At 44.8% G+C, this 24,193-nt stretch carries 27 protein-coding genes and 2 tRNA genes; 18 read left to right on the forward strand and 11 right to left on the reverse strand.

The window, feature by feature from the left end:
- Positions 1–215 precede the first annotated feature (215 nt).
- The 3 genes from JFQ59_RS08450 (at position 216) to JFQ59_RS08460 (ending at position 1,073) form a co-directional block, all read left to right on the forward strand.
- Positions 216–425, forward strand: a complete 210-nt coding sequence (locus JFQ59_RS08450) for a hypothetical protein (RefSeq protein WP_202319994.1) — start codon at positions 216–218, stop codon at positions 423–425.
- A 196-nt stretch (positions 426–621) separates the two neighbouring features.
- Entirely contained in the window at positions 622–834 is a 213-nt protein-coding gene (locus JFQ59_RS08455; protein ID WP_230972416.1) for a type II toxin-antitoxin system HicB family antitoxin, read from the forward strand.
- Positions 831–1,073 carry a type II toxin-antitoxin system HicA family toxin gene (locus JFQ59_RS08460; protein ID WP_202319996.1) on the forward strand — a complete coding sequence of 81 codons (243 nt, stop codon included), beginning with the start codon at positions 831–833 and terminating at the stop codon, positions 1,071–1,073. Before JFQ59_RS08455 ends, JFQ59_RS08460 begins: the two co-directional genes overlap by 4 nt.
- Positions 1,074–1,203: 130 nt before the next feature.
- On the opposite strand, the gene JFQ59_RS08465 is transcribed toward JFQ59_RS08460, so the two are convergent.
- Positions 1,204–1,286: transfer RNA gene (locus JFQ59_RS08465), tRNA-Leu, on the reverse strand.
- Between the two features lie 80 nt (positions 1,287–1,366).
- Here JFQ59_RS08465 and JFQ59_RS08470 point away from each other — a divergent pair.
- From JFQ59_RS08470 to ade, 4 genes are read left to right on the forward strand one after another with little or no spacing between them, the layout of a single operon-like run.
- Complete coding sequence (locus tag JFQ59_RS08470) at positions 1,367–2,245, forward strand: ABC transporter ATP-binding protein (protein WP_202319997.1); 879 nt, start codon at positions 1,367–1,369, stop codon at positions 2,243–2,245.
- Positions 2,205–3,011: an ABC transporter permease gene (locus JFQ59_RS08475; protein ID WP_202319998.1), complete on the forward strand. Its 807-nt coding sequence runs from the start codon at positions 2,205–2,207 to the stop codon at positions 3,009–3,011. The genes JFQ59_RS08470 and JFQ59_RS08475 overlap by 41 nt, the downstream gene beginning before the upstream one ends.
- 42 nt (positions 3,012–3,053) lie before the next feature.
- Positions 3,054–3,638 (forward strand): phosphoribosyltransferase, encoded by a 585-nt coding sequence (locus tag JFQ59_RS08480; RefSeq protein WP_202319999.1) that lies wholly within the window; start codon positions 3,054–3,056, stop codon positions 3,636–3,638.
- Positions 3,619–5,307 carry an adenine deaminase gene (ade, locus tag JFQ59_RS08485; protein ID WP_202320000.1) on the forward strand — a complete coding sequence of 563 codons (1,689 nt, stop codon included), beginning with the start codon at positions 3,619–3,621 and terminating at the stop codon, positions 5,305–5,307. The genes JFQ59_RS08480 and ade overlap by 20 nt, the downstream gene beginning before the upstream one ends.
- Here the strand turns inward: ade and tsaA are convergent.
- The gene (tsaA, locus tag JFQ59_RS08490; protein ID WP_202320001.1) at positions 5,261–5,674 is read right to left on the reverse strand and encodes a tRNA (N6-threonylcarbamoyladenosine(37)-N6)-methyltransferase TrmO; all 414 of its coding nucleotides are present in this window, start codon (positions 5,672–5,674) and stop codon (positions 5,261–5,263) included. The genes ade and tsaA overlap by 47 nt on opposite strands.
- A gap of 50 nt (positions 5,675–5,724) precedes the next feature.
- Here tsaA and JFQ59_RS08495 point away from each other — a divergent pair, with 50 nt between their 5' ends.
- The 4 genes from JFQ59_RS08495 (at position 5,725) to JFQ59_RS08510 (ending at position 10,955) form a co-directional block, all read left to right on the forward strand.
- Positions 5,725–6,723: a nucleotidyltransferase family protein gene (locus JFQ59_RS08495; protein ID WP_202320002.1), complete on the forward strand. Its 999-nt coding sequence runs from the start codon at positions 5,725–5,727 to the stop codon at positions 6,721–6,723.
- Positions 6,720–8,324, forward strand: a complete 1,605-nt coding sequence (locus JFQ59_RS08500; protein WP_202320003.1) for a radical SAM protein — start codon at positions 6,720–6,722, stop codon at positions 8,322–8,324. The genes JFQ59_RS08495 and JFQ59_RS08500 overlap by 4 nt, the downstream gene beginning before the upstream one ends.
- 111 nt (positions 8,325–8,435) lie before the next feature.
- Complete coding sequence (locus JFQ59_RS08505) at positions 8,436–9,662, forward strand: ORC1-type DNA replication protein (RefSeq protein ID WP_202320004.1); 1,227 nt, start codon at positions 8,436–8,438, stop codon at positions 9,660–9,662.
- 777 nt (positions 9,663–10,439) lie between these two features.
- Entirely contained in the window at positions 10,440–10,955 is a 516-nt protein-coding gene (locus tag JFQ59_RS08510) for a hypothetical protein (RefSeq protein ID WP_202320005.1), read from the forward strand.
- Positions 10,956–10,958: 3 nt separating this feature from the next.
- Here JFQ59_RS08510 and JFQ59_RS08515 read toward each other — a convergent pair whose 3' ends face one another.
- Together JFQ59_RS08515 and JFQ59_RS08520 are read right to left on the reverse strand one after the other, a co-directional pair.
- A complete protein-coding gene (locus JFQ59_RS08515) occupies positions 10,959–11,459 on the reverse strand; it encodes a type II toxin-antitoxin system VapC family toxin (RefSeq protein ID WP_202320006.1) in 501 nt (166 codons plus the stop codon).
- Between the two features lie 233 nt (positions 11,460–11,692).
- A tRNA-Pro gene (locus JFQ59_RS08520) sits at positions 11,693–11,765 on the reverse strand.
- Positions 11,766–11,890: 125 nt separating this feature from the next.
- Between JFQ59_RS08520 and JFQ59_RS08525 the strand changes: the two genes are divergently transcribed.
- Positions 11,891–12,238 carry a TusE/DsrC/DsvC family sulfur relay protein gene (locus JFQ59_RS08525; RefSeq protein ID WP_202320007.1) on the forward strand — a complete coding sequence of 116 codons (348 nt, stop codon included), beginning with the start codon at positions 11,891–11,893 and terminating at the stop codon, positions 12,236–12,238.
- Here JFQ59_RS08525 and JFQ59_RS08530 read toward each other — a convergent pair.
- Positions 12,235–13,596, reverse strand: coding sequence for a cobyrinate a,c-diamide synthase (locus tag JFQ59_RS08530; protein WP_202320008.1), 1,362 nt, complete (start codon positions 13,594–13,596; stop codon positions 12,235–12,237). The two genes, JFQ59_RS08525 and JFQ59_RS08530, sit on opposite strands and share 4 nt — an antisense overlap.
- A gap of 74 nt (positions 13,597–13,670) precedes the next feature.
- On the opposite strand from JFQ59_RS08530, the gene JFQ59_RS08535 reads away from it, so the two are divergent.
- Entirely contained in the window at positions 13,671–13,937 is a 267-nt protein-coding gene (locus JFQ59_RS08535) for a hypothetical protein (RefSeq protein ID WP_202320009.1), read from the forward strand.
- Here JFQ59_RS08535 and JFQ59_RS08540 read toward each other — a convergent pair.
- Positions 13,930–14,949, reverse strand: coding sequence for a UPF0104 family protein (locus JFQ59_RS08540; RefSeq protein WP_230972417.1), 1,020 nt, complete (start codon positions 14,947–14,949; stop codon positions 13,930–13,932). The two genes, JFQ59_RS08535 and JFQ59_RS08540, sit on opposite strands and share 8 nt — an antisense overlap.
- Before the next feature lie 92 nt (positions 14,950–15,041).
- On the opposite strand from JFQ59_RS08540, the gene JFQ59_RS08545 reads away from it, so the two are divergent.
- The 3 genes from JFQ59_RS08545 to JFQ59_RS08555 are packed head-to-tail and all read left to right on the forward strand — an operon-like array spanning position 15,042 to position 18,189.
- Positions 15,042–16,304, forward strand: a complete 1,263-nt coding sequence (locus tag JFQ59_RS08545) for a protoporphyrinogen/coproporphyrinogen oxidase (RefSeq protein ID WP_202320010.1) — start codon at positions 15,042–15,044, stop codon at positions 16,302–16,304.
- Positions 16,301–17,233, forward strand: coding sequence for a glycosyltransferase (locus JFQ59_RS08550; RefSeq protein ID WP_202320011.1), 933 nt, complete (start codon positions 16,301–16,303; stop codon positions 17,231–17,233). The genes JFQ59_RS08545 and JFQ59_RS08550 overlap by 4 nt, the downstream gene beginning before the upstream one ends.
- A gap of 23 nt (positions 17,234–17,256) precedes the next feature.
- On the forward strand, positions 17,257–18,189 hold the full coding sequence (locus JFQ59_RS08555) for an FtsZ/tubulin family protein (protein WP_202320012.1): 933 nt from the start codon (positions 17,257–17,259) through the stop codon (positions 18,187–18,189).
- On the opposite strand, the gene truA is transcribed toward JFQ59_RS08555, so the two are convergent.
- Genes truA through JFQ59_RS08575 form a run of 4 tightly spaced genes read right to left on the reverse strand, consistent with a single transcriptional unit; the run spans position 18,176 to position 20,494 of the window.
- Positions 18,176–18,961, reverse strand: a complete 786-nt coding sequence (gene truA, locus JFQ59_RS08560) for a tRNA pseudouridine(38-40) synthase TruA (RefSeq protein ID WP_202320013.1) — start codon at positions 18,959–18,961, stop codon at positions 18,176–18,178. The two genes, JFQ59_RS08555 and truA, sit on opposite strands and share 14 nt — an antisense overlap.
- Complete coding sequence (locus JFQ59_RS08565) at positions 18,958–19,272, reverse strand: hypothetical protein (protein ID WP_202320014.1); 315 nt, start codon at positions 19,270–19,272, stop codon at positions 18,958–18,960. The genes truA and JFQ59_RS08565 overlap by 4 nt, the downstream gene beginning before the upstream one ends.
- A gap of 21 nt (positions 19,273–19,293) precedes the next feature.
- Positions 19,294–20,316: a type II glyceraldehyde-3-phosphate dehydrogenase gene (locus JFQ59_RS08570; protein WP_230972418.1), complete on the reverse strand. Its 1,023-nt coding sequence runs from the start codon at positions 20,314–20,316 to the stop codon at positions 19,294–19,296.
- Complete coding sequence (locus tag JFQ59_RS08575) at positions 20,303–20,494, reverse strand: CooT family nickel-binding protein (RefSeq protein ID WP_202320015.1); 192 nt, start codon at positions 20,492–20,494, stop codon at positions 20,303–20,305. The genes JFQ59_RS08570 and JFQ59_RS08575 overlap by 14 nt, the downstream gene beginning before the upstream one ends.
- 64 nt (positions 20,495–20,558) lie before the next feature.
- Here JFQ59_RS08575 and JFQ59_RS08580 point away from each other — a divergent pair, with 64 nt between their 5' ends.
- Both JFQ59_RS08580 and JFQ59_RS08585 read left to right on the forward strand, forming a co-directional pair.
- Entirely contained in the window at positions 20,559–22,151 is a 1,593-nt protein-coding gene (locus tag JFQ59_RS08580) for an ABC transporter permease (RefSeq protein WP_202320016.1), read from the forward strand.
- Positions 22,144–23,139 (forward strand): ABC transporter permease family protein, encoded by a 996-nt coding sequence (locus JFQ59_RS08585; protein ID WP_202320017.1) that lies wholly within the window; start codon positions 22,144–22,146, stop codon positions 23,137–23,139. Before JFQ59_RS08580 ends, JFQ59_RS08585 begins: the two co-directional genes overlap by 8 nt.
- A gap of 29 nt (positions 23,140–23,168) precedes the next feature.
- Here the strand turns inward: JFQ59_RS08585 and JFQ59_RS08590 are convergent, their stop codons facing one another.
- Entirely contained in the window at positions 23,169–24,191 is a 1,023-nt protein-coding gene (locus JFQ59_RS08590; protein WP_202320018.1) for a bis-aminopropyl spermidine synthase family protein, read from the reverse strand.
- Between the last annotated feature and the right edge of the window lie 2 nt (positions 24,192–24,193).

Here is a 24,193-nt window from a genome sequence, read left to right on the forward strand (position 1 = left end):
CACAGCGGCTATTTCCTTTACTGGAGTCCCCTTGTCGAGTTGTCTGATTATCCATCTGATCTTCTTGTTCGTTAGCTTTCTCACAAGAGTTGGATGTTGGGTTGTGAAATAATTTTGGGATACTACAACTCGAACCACGTATCAGAAGAAAAAGAGATAGACACGCATTAAATGCCGTCAGAACTTACCTGAGATTCCTTGTGAAGACAGGGAGGATGAAAGCCTCGGAGGTTGAAGACTTCCGAGACGTAATTCCGAGCATAAGAACAAAAGCCAAGAGTGAAACGGAGAAAGCCATCACACCTGTGGAAATCGTGAAAGTCTTTCTTAACGACAATGCCTTTTCCGTGGAAGGTGTTCCGGCCGATGTTTACAGGATCATTGAATTCATGCAGGGAACTACAGGGCCAATGTTCAAGCTGTAAGGCTGTATTATGGCTTTCTGGATAAGTTCAGGGAGACTGTCCACATCCTGTGAGTTGAGATGGTTCAGTGCAGTAAACACCAGAACTGAACCTGAATGACTCTCCTCACTCTTCCAGAAAACCCTCCATTTCACCCTTAGAACTGCTAAGGGTTTTGGTGCAAAACATTTTAAGGTTTCAGACATCAATGGATGTTATGCAAACAATAAAGGAGATAATCTTTCTCGTTGAGGAGACCGATGATGGTTATATAGCCCAAGCTCTTGGACACTCAATATTCACCCAAGCAGATACTCTTGATGAGCTCAAAGAGATGGTAAAGGATGCTGTAGAATGCCATTTCGACGAAGAAGAGAGACCGAAGATAATCCGTCTCCACATCGTCAGGCAAGAGGTCATAACCGTATGAAGCTTCCGAGAGACCTGAGCGGTGAGAAGCTTGCCAAGTTGCTGAGAAAATACGGTTATGAGGTTACGAGGCAGACAGGGAGCCACATTAGACTCACAACCACTTTGAAGGGAGAACATAACATAACAATACCCAGACACAAGGCTTTGAAGCCCGGAACTCTCAACTCCATTCTTAAAGACGTTGCAGAACACCTCGGAATCGATAAAAGGAGGCTGATGGAGGAATTGTTTGGCTGAGTTTATCGTTACAACCCTTAAAGACTTCGTCAAAAATTCGCCACCGTTTAGTTAGACTTCTTTTTGTGGGTAAATTTCTGGAAATACAGTTCAGGCAGTATTTAGCAGTGCTAAAAAACGGAAAGAGGAGTGCGGGGGGAGGGATTCGAACCCTCGAACCCCTACGGGACGGGACCCTGAATCCCGCGCCTTTGTCCGCTCGGCAACCCCCGCCTGAAGGTTCATCGCAAACTGGATTTATGAGGTTTGTGGTTTCCAAAAGTAATAAATTCCACCGGTTCTATGGCTCGGAAGTGAAGGCCGTTGAATGCAGGGATGTATGGATGGTTTACAGGACATTTATGGAGAGGGGAGTCACGGCACTCAAAGGTGTAAGTCTTGAGGTTGATGAAGGGGAGATTTTTGGCATTCTTGGCCCAAATGGGGCTGGAAAAACGACCCTTATATCTGTCCTTTCAACAATACTTATTCCCACCAAAGGTGAGGTCAGAATTGCGGGTATGGATGCATTCAAAAATACAAAAAAAGTTAGAGAGCGGATAAACATCTCCAGCGGTGTCAGGCTCCCGTGGGGCCTGAAAGTCTACGAGTGTCTTAGATTCTACTCTCTCTGCTACGGGATAACCGAGAAAAATGTAATTGAGAGGCTGATAGCAGAATTTGAGCTTGAAGAGCACAGGAACAAGAGGTTTGATGACCTCTCAGCAGGAAACAAACAAAAGCTGAATCTGGCCAGAGCTTTTCTAAATGATCCGGATGTTGTTTTTCTGGATGAGCCGACAGCCAACCTTGATCCGGATATGGCAAAAAAGATCAGGGATATGATCCTGAGGATTCAGCAGGAGAAAAATGTTACCATAATCCTAACTACACACAATATGAGGGAAGCTGAGATGCTCTGTGATAGAATTGCATTTATCAAAGATGGCAGAATCATTGCAGTTGGCACCTCAGAGGAGCTAAAACGTCGCATCAGGGCTAGAGAACGGATAGTGGTAAAGTCTAAGAATGCTGATGTGGATTCGCAGGTATTTTATGTGGATGATGCTGAGAGGGAATTGCCCAGAGTGCTTCTCGAACTGGCAGGGAGGGGAATTGAGATTGAATCCGTCAAGGTGGAGGAGGTTACCCTTGAAGACGTATTCATCGAGCTTGCTGAAGGTTCTCAGTGAGACGATCGCCTTTGCGTACAGGAATTATGCTGTGACCAAGAATGAGTTTTATGCGATATTCGAAATGCTCTTCTGGCCGGTTGTCAGCTTAATTTCCGTTGGTCTGCTTGGAGAATTTCTCTACCTGTCTAAAAACGAAATTGCATTCATTATGATCGGAGTCATTGCCCTGAGCGTCATTCAGATCATCCAGATCGACGTTACCTACGTTATGCTGCTTGATATGTGGAGCATGAGTTTGAAGTACATAATTGTGACACCCATGCCGTTCTACAGGATGGTAATAGGAGCGTGGCTTTTTGGGTCGATGAGAGGCCTTGTTTCATTGGTTCTGCTGGTCATACTCAGTGCGAGACTGTTCGGCTTCACATTCTCGCTTCCATTACTGCCAGCCATTCTTTTTATTGCAGGAATGTTACTCAGTGCGATGCTGATCGGGATTTTCAATTGTGTTTTGATTCTCGTATTTGGGAGAAGGGCTGAGATTTTTGCATGGACTCTGACCGCTATTGTTATGCTTTTCTGCGGAATTTACTACCCTGTTTCAATTCTTCCGGAACCCTTCAAAACAGCCGGTCTTCTGATACCCATAACCCACTACCTGGAGTATTTCAGAACATTTTATGGCTTTCCATCAACTTTTCCAAATCCTTTCCTGATTGGAATTGCTGAAACAGTCGTCTATCTCGCAGTATTGTTAATAGTAGCTGAGTTAAGCATGAAAAGAGCGAGAAAAACCGGGCTGGTGCTTAAGCTCTCAGAGTGATACATCGAAAACATTTTAAATGCATTTTTTGAAAACCACCCAATGAAATTCAAGTGCATTCTCTATACATGGGAGGACATTCATAGGCTGTGTCGAAAACTGTCAGAGGAGATAAGGAAGAGTGGGTTCGAACCGGACGTGGTTGTGGCGATAGCTAGGGGTGGATGGGTACCGGCAAGGATAGTCTGTGACTATCTCGACATCAAAGAACTTTACAGCGTTATGACCGAGCACTGGGGTGTGGCTACGAGAACTGGGGAGGCGAGGATAGTCCAGCCGTTGAACGTTGATATACGTGGTAAAAAAGTTCTGATTGTCGATGACGTCGCAGATACCGGGGATACGATTAACATTGTCTCAAAGCATGTGAGAGAATACTCACCGGCAGAGCTAAAGGTTGCAGTTGTTGATTACAAGAAAACATCCAAGTACGTCCCAGACTTTTATGCTGCCAAGATGGAGGGGTGGAAGTGGATAGTGTACCCGTGGAGCATGAAGGAGGAGCTTAGAGATCTCATTAACAGAACCGGAGCCAAGACTGCCAAGGAGGCAGTGGTAGCTTTGAAGGAAGAATTCGATGTAGACGTTAGTGAGGATATTGTGAGAGATGTCCTCTCTGACTGTTAGCAAGCTGCGGAGAGTTATTGAGGTCGCGAGGGGTGAGAGGAGAGCGGATCTTGTTATTAAAAACGCTCAAATTGTGAACGTTATAACCGAGGAGATTCTGGAGGGGGACATTGCGATATGTGACGATCTGATTGCTGGTGTGGGAAGTTATTCCGGCATCAGGGAGATTAATGCGGACGGCCTTTTTGCAGTGCCGGGACTGATTGATGCGCACACACATATCGAGATGTCAATGCTGACAGTTTCTGAGTTTGCCAGAATAGTTGTACCAGCGGGAACAACCTGCGTTGTTGCCGATCCGCATGAAATTGCGAATGTTCTGGGGAGGAAAGGAGTTGAGTTGATGCTTGAAGAGGCAAAAAGGACACCTTTAAGGCTTTATTGCCAGGTCCCATCCAGCGTTCCGTCTTCACATCTTGAAACGTCGGGAGCTGAAATCAACGTTGAGGATGTGGTATATCTGCAAAAACTTGAAGGTGTGATAGGTCTGGCGGAAATGATGAATTTTCCGGGCGTAATCAATGCTGAAGAGGAAGTTCTTCAGAAAATCGTCTCATCGAGGAGAACTGTTGATGGACACGCTCCCGGTTTGAGAGGAAAAGAACTCAACGCCTACATCTCTGCCGGGATAGGTTCCGACCATGAATGCACCAGTCTTGAAGAGGCCGAGGAGAAGCTGAGGCTTGGGATGTGGGTTATGATACGAGAAGGATCTGCTGCCAGAAATCTGAATTCTCTAAAGGGAATAGCCGGGAACAGACACACAATGCTTGTTACTGATGGCGACAGGAGCGTCAGAGACATTATCGAGCAGGGCTATCTTGACCACGTCTTTAGAAGGGCTGTTGAAGAGGGAATCGATGAGATTAAAGCACTTCAGATGCTGACCATCAATCCTGCAGAATATTTCGGGATAAAAGCTGGAGCAATCACACCATCCAGGTATGCCGACATCATCCTCGTTGAGAATCTGAGGGAATTTAGAGTTAAGAGGGTAATTTCGGGTGGTAAAGAGCCGAAATTCGAGCATTTCAAGTATCCGGAATTTGCAAAAAATACCGTAAGGGCAAGTCGAGTAACCGAGGATGACTTGAGGATTTCCGGTACAGGTTATGCGAGAATTATAGAGGTTTACGATGGGGAGATAGTTACTGGGGAAAGCGTTGAACGTGTGGATGGGGTGGATGTTTCAAGAGACGTTCTCAAGGCAGTTGTTGTGGAAAGGCACAGGGGGAGTGGCCGGATAGGGAAAGCTTACGTGAGGGGGTTTGGATTCAAAAGAGGGGCTGTAGCGCAGACAATAGCTCACGATGCCCACAACATTGTGGCGGTAGGTGCGGAAGATAGGGATATTTGCACGGCGGTAAACAGGGTCATTGAGTTGCAGGGCGGGATAGTTGTCGTCGACGAGCACGTAAAGGCTGAACTGCCGTTACCTGTTGCAGGGATAATGAGTGATGAAAGAGCAGAGATCGTTGCAGAAAAACTTCAGATGGTGGAAGAGGCGATATGGAATCTGGGATGCGAACTCAGAAGCCCCATCATAACCCTTTCCTTCATAGCCCTCCCCGTAATTCCCAAGCTGAAGGTGACGGATTTGGGCCTAATAGATGTTGAAAAGTTTACCGTTGCTGAGGTATACAGTCGATCTCGGGCGAGTACTTCTTGATGTCCAGCACCGGGGAGTTATTCAGGGCATCTAGCCATCTCACCACCAGGATGTTTTCCCTGATTTCGAGTATCTCCACAACGCACAGTCCAACGGGATTTGGTCTGCTTGGCGATCTCGTTGAGAAAACTCCCCTCTCTTTCTTCTCTCCCGGAGGAACCACTTTAAGCTTTTCTCTACTCGCCCTGTCCATCCAGTAAAGAACAATGGCGTATCTGCAGTTTTCAAGGCCATCAAGTCCATCCTTAAATTCACCATAGATGACTATCTCAGATATCCTATCGGAATACCTGCCCTGTCTGGGTGCGTCGCTCATACTTTTGTAGGGAGATCTTACGAATCCGATTGGCCTCAGGACGACCTGCATACAGTCTCTCCACTCAAAAATTTTTTATTCTTGCTGTCCAACAAGCTGTGATGAAAACAATAATAATGGCGGGAGGCTACGCTACGAGGCTTTGGCCGATAACAAAAACAAAAGCGAAGCCTTTGCTTCCCATAGGGACGAAAAAGATAGTGGATGTTGTATATGAGAAAGTTTCAAAGTTTGATGCTGAAATTTTACTCTCCACAAACAAGAGATTTGAGGAGGATTTTAGGAAATGGGCAGAGGGAAAGAACGTAAAAATTATTGTTGAGAACACTACAAGGGAGGAGGAGAAACTTGGTGCAGTTAGAGCGCTTGCGCAGATAGTGGAAAACATTGAAGATGATTTTCTGGTTATTGCTGGAGACAATATTTTCTCTTTCGATCTGGATCCTTTGATAGAGCTTTTCAACTCCAAGAAGAAGCCTGTAACAGCCCTGTATGATGTTGGCGATTTTGAACTGGCAAAGAGATACGGTGTGGCAGAAATTGAGGGAGGTATTGTCAAAAAGTTCTACGAAAAGCCGGAAAGGCCCCCGTCCACACTTGCAGGAATAGCCATTTACGTTTTCCCGTCGGAAGTTGCGGAGATTCTCCAGGAGTATGTTGGCAGCAATGAGATAAGCGATAATCTTGGAGACTTCCTCAGCCATCTCTGTCAGACCATGGATGTTTATGGCTATGCGTTTTCCAACGGCAACTGGTATGATGTTGGAAACCCCGACTCATACATCGAGGCATTCAAATTCTATACAGACAGCTACGTTGACGAGAACGTTGAGATCGCAAAAGCTGCAAAAATAATAGAACCCGTTGTTATTGAAAAAGATGTTGTTATAAGGGGGAGATCGATTATAGGACCTTATGCCTTCATCGGAGAGGGATGTGAGATAGATTCTTCCGACGTCAGTGAAAGCGTCGTTTTCTCAAAGACCGTATTAAAAAAAGTCAGACTCTGGAGGAGTATAATCGATGATGACTGTGAGATAAGGAATATCGAGCTTAGCGGATCCATAATCGGAGGTCATGCAAGGATTCAGAGAGGATGAGAGCTGCGATTATCGATGGGTACGTTGACGAGCCATCCTGTCTGGGAGTACCACCGTACATTTCTCCGTATCCACGCTACATTCATGGAATGCTGAAAGAACTGGGCTACAATCCCCTGTACATTACGATAGACAGCTTAAGGAAGAACTACAAACTGCAAAAGAATCTAAGGGGATTTGATCTGGCAATCATTATTGCGGGCATTGCCGTTCCGGGCAAGTATATTGGTGGAAATCCGATGAGTAAAAAGGAGCTGTTCTCTGCAAATTTTGCTAGAAGGAACATTCTGGTTGGACCGATAACTCTCGAACTTTCGAGAAAAGAGAAGGAAATGCTAGCCGACTGCAATATTGAGGTCGTTGACTTTCCATTCGAAAAGAAGTTGGTTTCGCTGTTCGATGAGAGTGTTGAGTTTAGCATCGACAGGTTTGCAGTAGCCGGGGCTGATGTTGTCAGGCAGCATCCGGATTTTCCAAATGTAATATGTGAGATTGAAACTTACAGGGGATGCTACTGGGGCAGATGCTCCTTCTGCATAGAAAGAATACACAGTTTATGGATCCGAGATCCAAGGTGGATTTTGAGGGAGATAAAAGCCCTTTACGATTCTGGAGTCAGATATTTCAGACTTGGGAGACAGACGGACTTCTTCACGTACCTGGCTGATTTCAGCAGGGAAATTCCGGTTCCAGATCCGGAGAGATTGAAAGGGTTTCACAGAGCGATCTGGAGACTCTGTCCCGGGATCAGAACCCTCCATCTCGACAACGTAAACCCGAAAACCATAGCTGAATATCCCGAGGAATCCAGAGAGATCGTGAAGACAGTAGTTCTGTATCAAACACCGGGGAATGTGGCTGCCATGGGTCTGGAGAGTGCAGATGAAAGAGTTATCAGGAAAAACTCGCTCTGCGCCTCACCTGAGGATGTGATGGAGGCAGTTGAGCTTGTCAACAGATACGGAAGATATCCAGGATATAACGGCCTTCCTTATTTTCTGCCCGGTTTGAACTTCGTAATTGGGCTCAGGGGTGAGACAAAGGAGACGTTTGATGCAAACTATGAATTTCTTGAGGAACTTGTGGAGAAAGGCCTTTTGCTCAGGAGAATCAACATAAGACAGGTTAAGATATTTCCCGGAACACCGATGGAAAAAGAGGGTGGAAAAAGGCTCAGGAAGCACAGAAAATACTTTTTTGCGTTCAAACACAGGGTGAGGGAAAACATTGACAGACCAATGTTCAGAAAAATTCTCCCAAAGGGTAGAAAAATCACAGATTTGAGGGTGGAGGTGGAGGGTGAGAAGGTGAGCTATGCCAGACAGCTCGCAACATATCCGGTTCTCGTGGGCCTTATTGGGAGATACCCCGGAGGTAGTTTTGTTGACGCCAGAGTTGTTGACTACGGCCAGAGAAGTGTAACCGCCATTGAGGCAGGGCTTGATGTGAATGCAGCAACCGTGGAGCAGCTTGAGTATGTGCTTGGAAAATTGAGCCGTGAGGTTTATATTCACAGACCCATTACTTCTGAAAGAGAGTTAGAGGAAATTGCAGGAAGGGAAGCACTCCTTTACTTCACTGTGGGGGCTTGGAAAAATTAGCAGTGTTGGACATTAAACCCTCAGCAGTGAATATGATTCAATTGTAAATAAAAAAAATGGTAAATGGAAAAAGCTTTAAACGGTGGGCTTTAGTAAATTACAGGTGGTTGAATGAATATCTTCGAAAATCTTTTGAGCGTTGTCAATATATTTAAAAATAGGGATGTCTTAAGGCATAGTTACAACCCAGAAAAGCTCCCGCACAGGGAAGAACAGATAAATCAACTGGCTTTGTTGCTCTCACCCCTGCTCAGGGGAGGCACTCCATCAAATATTTTTATCTATGGAAAAACAGGTACGGGAAAGACCGCTACAGTAAAATTTGTAGGGAGACAGCTTGAGGAGGCCAGTAAAAAGGCAAAACAGAATGTTGTTGTCCACTACATTAACTGCGAAATTGTTGATACTGCATATAGGGTTCTTGCAAGCATAGCGAGAAAATTCGGGAGCAACGTTCCCATGACCGGCTGGCCCACCGATCAGGTTTATGACGAGGTGAAAAAGGTTCTTGAAAGGAAGAGGGCCAGAGTTCTTATAATTCTTGACGAGATAGATAAGCTGGTTAAGAAGGCAGAAGAGGCCCTTTATGGTCTGACAAGGATAAATTCGGAGCTCGAAAACTCCAGTATAAGTCTGATCGGCATTTCAAATAATCTCAAGTTCAAAAATTTCCTCGATGCCAGAGTTTTAAGCTCGTTAAGTGAGGAGGAGATAGTTTTCCCTCCCTACAATGCGGGACAGCTTGAGGACATTCTCATGCAGAGAGCAAAAATGGCGTTCGAGGATGGTGTTCTGGAGGAGGGCGTGATACAACTGTGTGCGGCCTACGCTGCTCAGGAACATGGTGATGCCAGAAAAGCTCTGGATCTGCTCAGAGTAAGTGCTGAAATCGCTGAAAGGGAGCGGGATACAAAGGTAAGGGTTGAGCACGTGAAAAAGGCTCGAAGGAAAATTGAAACCGATTATGTGATTGAGACGGTCAGAACCCTTCCGATACACAGCAAGATACTTCTTTACAGTATGGCTTTGATCTCAGAAACGAGCGAGAAGTTCACGACAGGAGAGGTGTACTGTGTTTACAAGAAGCTCTGCAACAGGGTGGGCGTGGATTCACTGACTCAGCGAAGGATCAGTGATCTGATATCAGAATTGGATATGCTCGGTGTTGTGAACTCAGTAATAATCTCAAAGGGAAGATATGGTAGAACAAGGGAAATGAAGCTCGAAACTGATGATAAAGCGCTGAGAAGGGTACTGGAAGAAGACTACAGATTGCAGTCTCTGAAAAATTATGAGGGTGAGCTGAGGAAGTTTGCAAGCCTGAAATTTTTTGAATAACGAAACATTTTTATCTCTTTTAATTAATCTTCATTCACCCGGCGTGCCCGCCAGCCATGCGTCCTCTGATGGGTGATGAGGATTCCACTAGGCGGGCCACACTTTTTTGTGTTTTCCGAAAATTATTTCATGTATCTGTCTCGGCCAATTTAAATTGGGCCGCCAATCTTGAGTAGTCCCTTTCAAGAAAACCACCTATGCTGTGGACCCAAAAGAGAAGGATAAAGAGTCATTCCCTCACTGGGTTCCTCTCCACCCTGTGGTTGTTGAGTGGCTCAGTCCAGTTCTGAAGTTCCGCCATGTTCAGCCTCAGGCACCGGAGAACTCGGTATTTCCATACTGGAAGAAAGATCACTTACTCTCACCTTTTGTTGAGTGTAGCAAAACGGGAGTATATAAATTTGTTCAGTTTAACTTTTTTGCTTCACCCCCCTGCCTCGATATTATCCAGTTTCAAAACTAGTCTCGACCTTCCGTAGGGTCAGAACTTCTCTATATATGAACTCCTTGATTTCTGATAGTCAGGAAAGGCAATGGGTAATATTCCTCTTAGTCCCTTTCAAAATTACCAAAAAAGCTGACCTTCCACATTCAGGACAAGTTATAAAATCTAGTCAGCCTGTTAAACCTGGTCGTTCGAGAAATATTGATAATCCAAAACAGCCATTCACTTGGACTGAATGAAAAAAGAGACACAAAGGCGGGGGTGTACTAAGCTTTATATACTATGCCCCATAAGAGCCTATAGGAGTATAGCAAAATATTAATGGTGTCACTATGAAAAGAGAAGATAAAAGATTGTTAAAGCTGGCAAAATTTGTAAAACTTTTAAAGGAGGCTAAAATTCATGATTTCAAAATAAAGTCATTTGAAAGTAGGCTAAGACTCCAAAAATACGTCTATATAGCCAAAGAATTGTTTGGAATGAGTCTAGACTACCCGTTCAATTTATATTTAAGAGGTCCTTATTCTCCGACCTTAGCTGACGACTATTACAGACTTCCAACATTCGAAGGAGATTTGAGCAAAGTTAGATACGGTAAAGAAAAATTCGAGAAGTTCAAGGAGTTCGTTAAAGATAAGACTTCAACCGAGTTAGAGATCATTGCAACAACACATTTTGTGTGGAAAAGCAATAAACATTTACTTAATTCGGGGACTTACTCCAAAGAGAGACTTGAGGAACTTGTAATCAGGAAAGTCCTTAATTTAAAAGGGGATTTAATTGTAGGATTTAAGAGACCCAGTGAAGATTTGGTGAGAGAGATCCTTAAAGAGATCCAAAACATCTAAGTTTTACCCAACCTTTAGCGGATGCAATCGTTCTCCAGTACTTCGTAGATTTTCTTCAATCTCTTGCAGTAGAGCAGAATTAATTAAAACACTATCAAAAGTATATAATCTTACAGAGTTTTTGTCACATACCGCTTGGGCAAATATAACTGCGTCGGTAGGGTTGAGATAGTTCTCGATCTCTAAACACTTTTTGGCCATCATTAAAGCTTCTTTTGTTGCAGGTTTGATATCTGCACCTATTTTTTTAATTAGCTGTAATAAATTAGCGGTTTTGTCGTAAACTCCGTCAGTATTGTCCTTCTCTTTTTCAAATATCTTATTTATCACCTCGCCGATGACAATAAACGGAATAACTATATTATATGGGACAGAACGTATTTCTTTGGCCACGTAGTATTTGTCCTTTTCTTTGTATATGTATGCAAGCAAGTAATCTGAATCTACATACACTGTGGGTTGCTCAAGGTTCTTTTCTTTTTTCTTTCTCTTTTTCTTGGGCACATAAAATCAGTTTCCATACTAATTATAAATTTTACCAATATTGTAACACACTGCAAAACTCTCTATTAGCATGGTTTAGAAATATATGTATCAAATTAACACCTATTAATGGCAAAACTCATACAGAGAGGTCAAAGACCACGGGGATATAATCCAGATCAGAATCTGGAGGGCACCAAAAGTTTCTGGAGTTCCTGTCCTACGTCCAGCACCCCTTAGCGGCCGAACTAAGGTGGGGCCGCCGAGATTTGAACTCGGGTCACCGGCGCCCCAGGCCGAGAGGCTACCAGGCTACCCCACGGCCCCTGCAAGTTAAATTAAACCGATGGTTTTAAAGGTTTTTGGCATTCTAAAAATCCGAAAGGTTTTGGGTGAATTCCGTAAATTATTTATGCGTAGATGGGAAAGCACTCTAAGACGGAGGTGACGTAATGCCAGAACTAGAGGTAAAGGGAAAGAAGCTCAGGCTTGACGAGGATGGTTTTCTGCAGGATTGGGAAGAATGGGATGAAGAGGTAGCAGAGGCTTTGGCAAAGGACACCAGGTTCAGTCCGGCACCAATTGAGCTGACAGAGGAGCACTGGAAGATTATCAAATATCTGAGAGATTACTTTATAAAATATGGTGTTGCTCCACCTGTGAGAATGCTTGTAAAGCAGTGCAAGAAGGAAGTAAAACCTGACTGCAATCTGCAGTACATCTACAAGCTCTTCCCGCAGGGACCTGCAAAGGATGCCTGTAGAATTGCAGGCCTGCCAAAGCCAACCGGATGTGTCTAATCTCTTCTATATTTTTTAGCCTGCTGAACAAATCTTTTTGCCAGGCTCCTGTCTGAGAGAAAGTGTACGTGAATGTAGTTTCCCATAACGTTTTTTACCATTATTCCGTCTCTTTTTCCGTCTATACCGAAACCCCTCTTCACAGCAAATGCAAAATCTGCTTTTCCGGTAAGAATCGCCTTGGAATAGTGAAACTCGTGCCCGACGACTTTTCTCCCCCGTGTGGTTATTGGGTTACTCTTTACTGCACTGTAAACGGAGTAACCCTGTGCCTGAAATTTCTTGAACATTACTGTTTTTAGTGGTAGAAATCCGACCATTTCGTACTCTGCACTTCCCGTATCTATTTTTTCTCCCAGATACATCAACCCACCGCACTCGGCATATACCGGTCTTCCGGAATCACAGAAACTGTAAATTTCGTCTCTCAGTCTTCTGTTCCTCTCTAACTGTTCCGCAAACACTTCTGGAAAGCCACCACCAATGTAAAGCGCATCCACATCTGGTAGCCTTCTATCTCTAATGGAGTCAATGGTGACGATTTCGGCGTATCTCGAAAGCTGGTCCAGATTATCCTGATAGTAGAAAGAGAAAACTTCATCCCTCAGCACACCTATTTTAATCCCACTTTTTTTATCTTTCTCTTCAAAAAGTTTCACATCGATTGGAGGCGCCTTGTAGGCGAGATCAACAATCTTTTCCACGTCAACATGTTCTTCAATAATCCTAGCAACATTGTCAATTAATTCATCAAAATCTCCTCTCTCGTATGCGGTAACGAGACCGAGATGTCTGTATGGCATCCTGATATCTTTCCTTGGGATCACTCCGTAAACTCTAACTTTGGCGAGCTTTTCCACAGCCTTTCTAACCTTACCTGCATGCCTGTCACTCCCCACCCTGTTGAGAATTACACCTTTCAGATCTACTTCTGGATCAAAGACTTTGTATCCGAGAATTATGGCTGCTGAGGTCCTGTTCAGCCTTTCCACATTTGCAACAAGCAGAACAGGGGCTCTGAGGATCTTACTGACTTCTGCCACACTTCCCCTTTCACTTACAGCGTCTGAAGAGTCGTAGAGTCCGGTTTTACCCTCAATTACGGCTATGTCAGCCCCCTTAAAGTTTCTGACAAAAGTTTCCAGCAGGGCGTCTCTGCTCAGCATGAAACTGTCAAGGTTTCTCGAATATCTCCCGGTGGCGAGGTGGTGAAAGCCAGGATCGATGAAGTCAGGACCAACTTTGTAGGGCTGAACTGTGTAACCTTTGTTCACCAGAACCCTCATTAAACCAATTGCGACCATCGTTTTTCCGACTTTACTGCTTGTTCCTGCGATTACGACCCTTGGGACCTCCATTGATGAAATTTTCACTTCGGAAATTTATCTTTTTACAGAAAAGCTTAAATTAAGCTGCGTGGTTTAGTTTTAGCATGGACGAATTTGAGTACATTATGATGGAGGATGAGGATGAAGAGGTTGAAGGCGAGGACGAAGTAAAGCTTGCCGAGATATATAAACTCGCAACGAAGCTTTTAAAGCTGCTGGATGACATTAAAAGCTTTGAACTGAGGGAATCTGCATCTTTAATGCTCATAAGAGAGATTGTGGGAGATGATAAAGTTCTTGTGGGTCTTGCGACAAAGATGCTTCAGGATATGAGTTATGGATTTGAAGATGATGAAAGCTATGTCAGTTAAAACTCCTCTTTTTTAAAATTCTCGATTTTATAATGCTGTAGTTGACAAACAGCGCCCCGAAAAATATGTTAGTGTGGTATGTGATGAGTCTCCAGAGAGCAACAAGTATCCCCAGAATGTTCGTGTCGACGAAGTTTGAGTAAAGGTAGGCCATGCTAACCTCTGCAATTCCGCTGCTGCCGGGTGTCAGGGGTATAAGGGAAACTATGACGATTATAAGCTGGGCAGTGTAGGAAAAGAGGTAATAAGGGTCATAGCCAAGCGAAATCAGTATGAATGAGGGCACCATAAAACCGGCAGACCATAGAATAAGGGTGATGACGTAAAGCACAAAGATGCTACTCAGAGAATTGGAGAGCATTTTTATTGTAGCTTCCCTGAACCTCCTAAGCTCCCGTGAAAAAGCATTTGAGTATTTTTCTGCCTTTTTTTCATTAAACTTTCGGACAAGCCTGTAAAGGACGTCTGCGAATTTTTCAATACTGCTTTCGTTCCTCAAAACCCTGAAGAGAGCGTAAAGAAAAACCAGAAGGAGAGAAATGAATATCACAGCGATTTTAAAACCAAAGCTGGTTGAAAATCCTGTGATAATCAGGAAAACCGGCAGTGCTGTTGAAAAGTACATCGAGTCGAGAACCCTCTCTGCAAGAACAATGAAGGCTGAGGTACCAACATCAACCCCCCGATCAGACAGCATCTTCACCCTGACCGGCTCTCCACCTGCGGAGGAGGGGGTTATTGCAGCCGTAAACATGCTGGCCATCGTTACCTCCACGGAATACGTGAACGCAATGCTGTACCCAAGATATTTTGAAAGAAGCTGAAGCCTGAATGCCCATAGAATCCAGAACAGGACCTGCATAAAGAAGGCGAGCAGGAGGTATCTCCAGTCAGCCCGCTTTATTACACTCCATGTTATCTCGGTTTCGGTATATTTGAAAATGATCGCAGTAACTACCACGCTTACCAGAATTCCTATCATCGCCGCTCTTGCACTTGAACCGCTACTCAACCTCTCCCCCCGTCTTGTCCAGCCTTGCGTTTAAGACACTTATTATTATCGCTACCAAACAGATTTAAATCAGAAGGAAGCTCGTGCTGATAATGGTCAGGTTTGGCATAGTTGGCGGAGGTCTGTCTGGACTGGCAGTTGGAAACTTTCTGAGAAACTCGATGGTATTTGAAGCGGAAAAAAATGCTGGAGGGTTGCTGAGGAGTGAAAATATTGGAGGATACACATTTGATACCGGAGGATCGCATATAATTTTTTCAAAGAGCAGTGATGTGCTGTCCGAGCTTTTGACACTTATCGGAGACTACGTGGAGCACAGGCGGAGGACCTTTATTTATTACAATAATAAATTTATTAAATATCCTTTTGAAAATGGTATTTCAATGCTGCCAAAGCAGGACAGGTTTGAGATATTGAAGGACTTTGTTGAAAATCTCTTGAAAGAGAAAAAACAGCCTGAAAATCTTCTCGAGTGGTTTTACTTCGTTTTTGGGAGAGAAATAACTGACAGATATCTCAGACCATACAACGAGAAGATCTGGAAAAGAAATCTTGAGGAAATCTCTCTTGAGTGGGTGGGAGGGAGAGTTCCAAACCCGCCGATTGAGGATATTTTAAAATCGGCTGTCGGAATAGAAACAGAGGGTTACATCCATCAGCTCAGATTCTTCTATCCTCTTTACGGGGGAATAGAGACAATTGCCAGAAAACTTTCCGAAAGGGTCGAACTGAGGACAGAGGAGGCTGTGGGAAGGATCAGCAGCTCTGATGGTAAGCTGTACGTTGCCACCGACAGGGGTGATTATGAGTTTGATAAGGTTGTTTACACCGCCCCCCTTACAGATCTTCCGAGAATAATGGATTGCAAAGAGATCAGGGAAGATCTGAAGTCTCTGGATTACAATTCTCTGACCGTGGTTGGTATCGGAGTTAGGGGCAGGGTTCCCAACTATCACTGGCTTTATTTCCCGCAGTCTGAAATTTTATTCCACAGGGTTGCATTTCTTAGCAACTACAGCCCTTCAATGGCTCCTGCAGGGTGTTCTACCATTATAGCCGAGATATCTAGAAAACCCGGAGAGAAACTGAAAAGAGTCTGTGATCGCGTTATCGACGACCTGCGAGAGGTTGGTTTTGAGTTCAACGTGGAGGTTTGCGGGCAGTGGGACTGGGAGCACGCTTATGTTGTTTACAATCACGACTATAGGAAGGCTGTAAGCAGGATCAGGAGCTTTCTTCTCAGAAGGGGTGTAATCCCGTTTGGAAGGTTTGGCGGATGGGAGTACCTGAACATGGATGCCGTTTTCGGCAAAGCAAGGGATCTGGCGTTGAAGGTGGAGAAGGGAATGATATGAAGACTCTGGTTGTGATACTGAACAAGGATAACGCAGAGGGATTGAAAGCCTGCGTCGACTCGCTGATCAGCCAAACGGTTAGGATTTGCGAGGATTTTGACGTTCTTGTTCTGGATGGGGGCTCAAGTGATCTCTCTGAAGAAGTGGTAAGGGAACTGTCGCTTCCGTGTGTAATCTTTAAAGTTCAGGAGAGACTTGGGGGGACGGGTTATGCGAGAGTGGAGGCATGTGATTACGCTTTGAAACGGGGCTATGATGTGGTGATATGGGGGGATTCGGAGAACGTGTATTTTCCTGATTATGTGGAAAAAATGCTTGAAGCTTTGAAATCAGCCGATGCGGTTGGTGGAAAGCCTGTTGTGAGAGGTGGATTTTTTGCCCACGCCTTTGCCTGGTATCATGCAATTCACGCAATAATACCCCGTCTGGTAGAAAAGCACATACCGGGCAACAACAAGGCAGAGAGGGTGGAGGTATTCAGAACAGTAATGTACCCTGAAAGCAGGAGGGCGGAGGATTATGGTTTCTCGCTGGTTCTGATGAAAAGGGGAATAAAACTCAGACAGAAGCTTGCCGATGCTCGAGTATTCGTATCTCTGCCGGAAAGCTGGAGGGGAATTTTTGCGTGGCAGAGAGCAAGGGCTATAGGAGCGAGTGAAGCGGCCCATGAAGCGGGAGTATTTCCTGCGGATGGTCTTATCTGGATGCCTGCCCTTATTCCATTTTTCATTCTTCCGGTCTTTCCGCTGCTTTCCCTTCTGCTCATCTCCTTCGTGTTTATTTTCTCACTTTTCATTTTTTACAGATCTCGGGATTATCTGGAGAGTCCGAAAAAAAGATACTTCTTTGCACCCTTCGTTGGAATTCTCATTCATTCCGCATACACATTTATCTCACTGCTCCACTACATCAAACTGAAAATATTTTAAACTTTTTCGGGAAGGTAAATCAAATGAGGCTACTGACAATCGGTACTGGACTCAGAGGGGCAAAGATCGTCGAGCTTTTGAACAAAAAAGGTGTTAAAGTAAATAGAGTTCCACTGTTTAAGTGTTTTGCAGTTTTGAATAATGAAGAACATCTTAAAAGCATTTCTCTACGTGATGAGAGAAAGTACTATGTGCACGGGCTTAGGGGGGACGTAAGCGGATTTGTAAACTCGATTACTTCTCTGTACGAGATTTTTGAGGGAAGTCTTGTTATAACATCTCTTGAAGATGATTTCGGATTTTTGACTTCGGTGGAGATTTGCGAGAAGCTGAAAAATGTTACTGAGGATACAGTGATCTCCCTTGCTCTTGTTCCTCAACTGGACACATCGAGCATTGGCGAGATTAAAAAGAGAATCAGAGGTTTAAGAGAGGCATCCGACATTCTGATTCTGTTCGAGGGTGGTGTTGGAGTTGAGAGGAAGATCCTTGAGGTAATGAATCTGGTTGCCCTTGCGGGGGAAATAGATCTGAAAAAAAGGATGGCAGGGGAGGTGGTTGTTGATACCTCGGATGTTTTCAACGCTTTAAAGAGTGATGGATTTGCAATAGCTGGGATAGCGGAGAGAAAAATACCTTTCAGTATCAGAAACATTCTGTTCAAGAAAGAAAGCGAATTGAAAGCCCAGAGAACGAAAAGGATGATCGAGCTTACTGAAGAGGCTCTTAATAATGTAAGCATAAACGGCGATATTGAAAACTCCAAGTCGGCTCTGCTTCTTTTTGCCGGAAAGCCTGATGAGATAACGATGGAAGGGCTGTATACTTCAATTAGCATGATTGAGAACATAAACAGGGACATAATTGTGAGGTATGGAGATTATCCCATACCCGGCTCAAGAAAACTTTCAGCCGTGCTCGTTTTTTCAGGCATCAGGAAGTTCAAGTTTGCCTGAACATCGAGAAAAGCTTGAAAAGAGTACCGTGATATATCAACCTCTTTTCTATTCTGGAATGGAGGGTTTTCAGTGCATAGTCGTCAATTTCGAATTCAACATCGTCGTACTTGACATCCTTAAGAATCAGTCCGTATGGTGGGGCCGGTTCAACCCTCTCTTTGTACTTTTCGGGGTTCAGCAGGTCTTTAAACCAGTCTATGCTTCTGTGCTGTTTCCCCACCTCCATTATGGCAGTAACAATGCATCTGACCATGTTCCACGTGAAAGCGTTACCCTCTATCTCGAAAATTATGAACTCCTTATCCGCTCGAATATCGGCCGAATATATTTCCCTAACACAGCTTTCGCCCTCACCAAACTTCTTGGTGAAGTTGGAAAAGTCGTGAACTCCAAGAAGTTCCTTAACGGCCTTTCTCATGCTTGATATGTCGTAACCCGATCCGTACATTATGTAGGTGTATACACGGCTTCTGGCACGTCTCGGATCGAAATTGTCTGGAATCTTTGCCCACGCCCATGAGGTAATGTCCTCTGGAAGTTCGGAGTTCAGAATTCTTGGGAATATCTTTTCCTCCGAATTGAATGCTATGACCTGCCCGTATGCGTGAACGCCTGTGTCGGTCCTTCCGGCACTTCTCAACCTTGGATTCTCGATTCCAAGTTTTTTCAGAGCCTTTAGTATCTCCCCTTCCACCGTTCTCTGGTTGGGCTGATACTGGCTTCCGTGAAAGTTCTCTCCAAAGTAGGCGATTTTGAATGCGAATCTCATGTTTGCAATTCCCGACCTATGAGTGAGGATACGAATTCGTTCAGGGCAGACATTTTCTTCTGCAAAATTTCTCTAACATGCCTCTGACCCTGATACAGGCCCACCGCAGTGCCCACAATGAACAGAAACTCCAGGTCATCAAGCTGGTATTTTTCCTTGATGGCCAGCAGATCGTTGACCCTGCTTTCAGGCAGTCCATCGATTGTCGGCTCCTCCTCTTTCTGTTCGAGAAACCTTTCGTCAACACTCCATTTTGTTTTCAGCTCTTCAAATGCATCCCACAGAATTGATTTTCTCGTCTGCACGTCCATGGTTTTCATTATCAAAAAATTTTAAAAAGCTTTCTGAATCTTCAGCGTTTCGTTCGTTTTCTTTATGCTCTCCTCTCTACTTGCAAGGTCAAACATGGCCCGGATGGCGTCGATATTTTCGGGTACAACAATAGCTTCCTGATGCACTGCCTGCGTGACAAAGAGGTCGCTCCCGTCAATCCCTATGGATTCTCTCCATACCACATTCTCGAACAGGTCATATCTCATTCTGAGTTCTCTGGCAAGCTCCGTTACCTTGGCTGTTGAGGTAAATCCGTCTCCGGCAGAGAGCAGCATAATTCTTGGCTCCTGATCAAGTGCACTTACGACATCTTCCACCTTTGCGTCCTCCTTAAGCTCAATGGAGAGTGAGTGGACGTGCATCAGTGTTGTTGGAAGCTTGAAGGCTGTTGTTACTATATCCACATCTGGGAGAACAGTTTTAACGTCAGGCCCGTGGTGGGATGGAATCGAAACCGGATCTGGCATTATGCCATTAACGAGTCCTTTTTTGTCCTCCTTTGGATCAACGACCCTCCTAAGCATGGTGGCCCTTATTCTCCCTATCCTGAAGTTCTCCTTAATCGTGTAGATCAATCTGGTCAGTCCGGTCGTGTTGCAGCTTACGACTCTCACATAATTCTTTCCCACGGCCTCATCGTAGTTGGCGAGTGCATTGAATGAAACCTCGGCAACATCTTTTTTCTCCCCTCCCTGAAATATTGCTTTGATTCCAGCTTTTTCGTAGTATCTTGCTTTGTTCTCTGCACCCACCTTGCTGGGGCTGCAATCGACTATTATATCCGCTTTTGAGATCAGATCCTCTATTGTTCCCTGAATTTCAATCCCGGCCTCATCAAATAAAGCGACATTTTCAGGTTTGGCAACATAAAGGGGGTACCTCTTCGCTGCAAGCCTCGCCTCAAAGTCCGGGCGGGTTTTCGTCACTCCCACAACTTCCATGTCATCCTGAAGGCTCACCGCATCAGCCACTCTCTTCCCAATTGTTCCGTAACCATTTATCGCCACCTTAACCTTCATCATATCCCTCCAGGATTATTTTGTGCCCGACAAGGTCCATCTCAACAACTCTGCCTTTAACCTCTCTGTAATCTCCAAGTATGTCCCACATTTTTATCTTTTCCCCATCAACCACAACCCTCACAACATCTTCCATCACGGGATTCTCACTCCCTGTCAGAAATACCTTCGACTCACACATGATGAGAACTTTGCTGCAAGATATTTCTGACTTCCCCTCAAAAGTTAAATTCCGGTAAAATGTCATGCTTGCTGTGCTAAAAATTGCAAGGTTTGAGGTTAAAAAGTCAGGGAAAAGGTATGGGAGGGGCAGTGCCACTCTCATCCTGATAGCCATCATCCTGTCGGCTTCGATGAGTTATCTGTCTGTTCTGACTGGTGTAGATTCGGATCGCGGGATTTACACTGTGAATGTTGCCGTCGAAAAAGGTTCCTTCAGCTATTCCGCAAAACCAGACGTTTTGCTGAAGGGAAACGCAGTGTTTGTAACCAGCAGCGACAGAAGTCTTGCTGCGGCAGATGAGCTGATAGGTTATCTCAAGGATAAATACAGAAAGGAGATCGAGGAGAGGTATGGGGAGCTGGCGCATCCTGTTAGGGTAAACGTCATTTATCTGCATCCGGCAAAGGTTTCGGGTAAAATCGAGGAAACGTCGCAAACTGCATCAAAACCTGCAAATACCCCGCCACCCACCACCACCGCTGCCGCACCAACCACCGTGACAGAAACCACACTCACCGTACCCACTTTACCCACACCCACCACCGGGAAAAACCTCAGAAACTATGTTCCTCCGCAGGATATCAGGACACCAAGTCTTGTGGACAGAATGGTGATGGCGTTCCTGTTTGTAATCCCCTCCTACTTTGCCGTTCAGGTTTTCTCATCGTCGCTTCTTGAGGACAAGATGTTGAGAAGACTGGAGGTTTTGCTTTCAGTCACAAGCAGGGTCGACCTGCTTGCCGGCAAAATTCTTCCATATCTGCTGATTTCCATCATTTCAGCAATTGCGGTCTCGGTTTACTTTAAAAGCTATGCCGCCTTCATCTTTGCCCTTCCGGTTGTCTTTCTCCTCTTCTCTGCCCAGGCGTTTGCTGTTATGATTTCGAGAACCTACAGGGAGGCAACATTTCTGCTTCTCGTTGTTTCTCTTCTCATTACAATCTATGCGTTTATCCCTGCAGTCTTCTCCAGTGCCATACCACTATCAAAGATTTCACCAATTACCCTGTTGATCGCATACATTCATAATGGGAGCGTTAATTTAATAGATGCGGCAATTTCCTTTGCCCATTTTGGAGTAATGGCGGTTATGCTGCTTTACTTCACAATGAAAGCCTTCAGCCCGGATATCGCTCAGGGCAAACAGATATTTCAGAAGCTCGTGGAGATTTCGAAGCTTAGCGTTACAAGTGACGCAAGGGCTTTCACCTTCGCTTTTCTGTCAATCTCCTTCGCATTCATGGCTGAGCTATTTGCCATATTAACAGTTTTTATCCTTCCCCGCCAGCTCATGGTTCCGGCGCTTCTGCTGTGCGTCGCTTTTGTTGAAGAATTCATCAAGGGGTTGATTGTGTTTTCCAGTTTGCATTACAGGAGGGCAATTGCCACTGCTCTCGGATTTTTTGCCGGAGAAAAAATCCTCGTGGTGCTCAACGTTCTGAGAGATTACAGCATTGCATTTCTTGGCCAGTATCTTGTTCTTCCACTGATCCTCCATGTGATCACTGTGCTTGTTATCGTGCTAACTGCCCGCAGAGGGTATTTCAGGGCTCTTGGTCTTGCAGCAGCGATTCACTTTGTCTATGATTATGCGGTGGTGGTGCTTCTTGCTTGAAATCGTTCTCAAAGACCTGAAGCTGATGTTTAGGGAAAGAACCTTTGTGAGTATTGTCTTTCTGCTGGTATTCGTGGCCAGCATTTCGTCTGTGATAACCTTTGGGTTGATAATGCTTTACAATCCGGAATACCTGGGTTATGAGGGAAAAGCCAAAGTGGCAGTCGTTGGTGAATGCTCTCTGGGCGACTGCTACGATGAGAAAACAGCAATGGAACTGTTCAGAGAGGGCAAGGTGGATGCCGTACTCATCTTTTCAGAAACTGGTAGGATGAAATACGTTGATGTGGTAGTCCCAGACGACGAGATAAAGGCCATGCAGGTTCTGACATATGTTAAAAAACTGCTAGTCAAGTATGAGGAAGAGCTGAGGAGTAAATTGGGGGTGCCCAACCTGCAAATAAAGGCGTATTACAATGGAAGGGAGATAAAAGTCCCTTCGGGATCCTCTACGGTTTTCAAGTTCATTTATTTGATTCTCATCCCGCTGCTATCTGTAACAACGGCTGTGGTGGCAGCGGGAATGACCATAGATTCTGTTTGCGAGGAAATACAAATGGGGTCTCTGGAAGTTCTGCTGTCCACACCTCTCTCACCTTTCAGGATCTCCATTGCTAAGGTTCTGTCACCGGTTATATTCTCGGCAGGGCTCATCATCCTGTGGCTCTCTCTGTTATCTCTGAACGGCGTTGAGATTCACGATCCCGTTGCCGCTTTTTTGATTTCGCTATCGATAACCGCATTTTTCATTGCAGCAGGGTACATCATGGCGGCAAAGTTGAAGGATAGGGAGAGAACGCAACTGTTTTTCTCCATCATCACCGCAGGCGCTCTCCCCCTAATGGTTACCAAGGCAGCAAGTCCCGCTGTAATGGTTGGAAGGGCTGCTGCAGGGTCGACATTCAACGTACCGATAGCAGCGGGCTTCGCTTTCGTCTCATTCGTGATCCTTGCAATTTCTCCATTTATAGCGAGAATGGACAGATGATAACAGGGGTCGGCAATGGATTTAAAAATTTAGTAGGGGGTCGCCCAGCTTTCATCATCCTTGTAGACTTTCTCGTCTATTATCATTTTTCCCTCAACCAGGGGCTTCGGATCTCTTACAGCCTCAATTCTGTAAAGGCTGGACTTGTACCAGTTGTGATCAACCTTTACATTAAGCTGCTTCACTATCGGGAGCTTTTCCTGGAACCTGAAAAAGTTCTTCTCATCCTCCGGATAGACATTGAACTTTCTTCTTATATCCGTGATTATGAATCCCATTTCGTGGATCATACTCTGTATCTCGTACCATTTCTGGCGGGAGGCTTCGAGGGTGGTTATTCCAAAATAGGCCGAACACCCAACACCTTTCAGTGTTGAAACTCCTCTTGAGAGAAAGAGTTTCAGTCCGGGTATGGTTTCAACAGGATCTGTGACAAAAACGTCGAATTTTTTGCGGAGGTTTTCAGGAAAGGCCTGCTGCACATCGTAAACGAAAGCCTCAACGTTCAGGGAATACTCTTCAGCCGTTCTGTTTATGAAATCGATCAGTCTCTCGTCTATATCTACCACCACTACTCTCTCAGGCATTCCCGTTAGGGCAGATGCTATGCTGAACAGGTCATCATCACCCACAACGAAAATGCTCCCGTTCAGGTCTCCTCTCTCGTAGACGAATTCAACCCTTCTTATAACCCCTTCCGGGCTGATGAACCCCTGATCATATATCTCGACGGTTTCTGGCCTGCTTTTTGCTATTTCTCTGTACTTTTCAAGTATCTGATAAAAATACTGGTTTATCTCATAGCCTGTTCCATCGCATCTTTCACATTTTAACTCTCCGGCATATGTGAGTCTTTCGTTCTCCGCCTCTTCTTTTCCCGCCTCGGTTAAAGAGACTGTCCCTCCGTTTATCTCAATGAACCCACTGCTTCTCAGATTGTTGAGAATTTCAAAAAATTCCCTTAGAGAAGCGTCCTGAGAGTCAATAAGCTCGTAAACACTGACCTCTCCTCCCAGAAGTTTCTGGAATATCTGCCTCTCGATTCTGTCCACTT

The sequence above is a fragment of the Archaeoglobus neptunius genome (assembly GCF_016757965.1).
GTDB lineage: Archaea > Halobacteriota > Archaeoglobi > Archaeoglobales > Archaeoglobaceae > Archaeoglobus > Archaeoglobus neptunius.

Coding starts and splice junctions, on each gene's coding strand:
- JFQ59_RS08450 (WP_202319994.1), top strand. CDS start 216: ATGAAAGCCTCGGAGGTTGAAGACTTCCGAGACGTAATTCCGAGCATA.
- JFQ59_RS08455 (WP_230972416.1), top strand. CDS start 622: ATGCAAACAATAAAGGAGATAATCTTTCTCGTTGAGGAGACCGATGAT.
- JFQ59_RS08460 (WP_202319996.1), top strand. CDS start 831: ATGAAGCTTCCGAGAGACCTGAGCGGTGAGAAGCTTGCCAAGTTGCTG.
- JFQ59_RS08480 (WP_202319999.1), top strand. CDS start 3,054: ATGAAATTCAAGTGCATTCTCTATACATGGGAGGACATTCATAGGCTG.
- ade (WP_202320000.1), top strand. CDS start 3,619: ATGTCCTCTCTGACTGTTAGCAAGCTGCGGAGAGTTATTGAGGTCGCG.
- tsaA (WP_202320001.1), bottom strand. CDS start 5,674: ATGCAGGTCGTCCTGAGGCCAATCGGATTCGTAAGATCTCCCTACAAA.
- JFQ59_RS08495 (WP_202320002.1), top strand. CDS start 5,725: ATGAAAACAATAATAATGGCGGGAGGCTACGCTACGAGGCTTTGGCCG.
- JFQ59_RS08500 (WP_202320003.1), top strand. CDS start 6,720: ATGAGAGCTGCGATTATCGATGGGTACGTTGACGAGCCATCCTGTCTG.
- JFQ59_RS08505 (WP_202320004.1), top strand. CDS start 8,436: ATGAATATCTTCGAAAATCTTTTGAGCGTTGTCAATATATTTAAAAAT.
- JFQ59_RS08510 (WP_202320005.1), top strand. CDS start 10,440: ATGAAAAGAGAAGATAAAAGATTGTTAAAGCTGGCAAAATTTGTAAAA.
- JFQ59_RS08525 (WP_202320007.1), top strand. CDS start 11,891: ATGCCAGAACTAGAGGTAAAGGGAAAGAAGCTCAGGCTTGACGAGGAT.
- JFQ59_RS08530 (WP_202320008.1), bottom strand. CDS start 13,596: ATGGAGGTCCCAAGGGTCGTAATCGCAGGAACAAGCAGTAAAGTCGGA.
- JFQ59_RS08535 (WP_202320009.1), top strand. CDS start 13,671: ATGGACGAATTTGAGTACATTATGATGGAGGATGAGGATGAAGAGGTT.
- JFQ59_RS08545 (WP_202320010.1), top strand. CDS start 15,042: ATGGTCAGGTTTGGCATAGTTGGCGGAGGTCTGTCTGGACTGGCAGTT.
- JFQ59_RS08550 (WP_202320011.1), top strand. CDS start 16,301: ATGAAGACTCTGGTTGTGATACTGAACAAGGATAACGCAGAGGGATTG.
- JFQ59_RS08555 (WP_202320012.1), top strand. CDS start 17,257: ATGAGGCTACTGACAATCGGTACTGGACTCAGAGGGGCAAAGATCGTC.
- truA (WP_202320013.1), bottom strand. CDS start 18,961: ATGAGATTCGCATTCAAAATCGCCTACTTTGGAGAGAACTTTCACGGA.
- JFQ59_RS08565 (WP_202320014.1), bottom strand. CDS start 19,272: ATGGACGTGCAGACGAGAAAATCAATTCTGTGGGATGCATTTGAAGAG.
- JFQ59_RS08570 (WP_230972418.1), bottom strand. CDS start 20,316: ATGATGAAGGTTAAGGTGGCGATAAATGGTTACGGAACAATTGGGAAG.
- JFQ59_RS08575 (WP_202320015.1), bottom strand. CDS start 20,494: ATGTGTGAGTCGAAGGTATTTCTGACAGGGAGTGAGAATCCCGTGATG.
- JFQ59_RS08580 (WP_202320016.1), top strand. CDS start 20,559: ATGCTTGCTGTGCTAAAAATTGCAAGGTTTGAGGTTAAAAAGTCAGGG.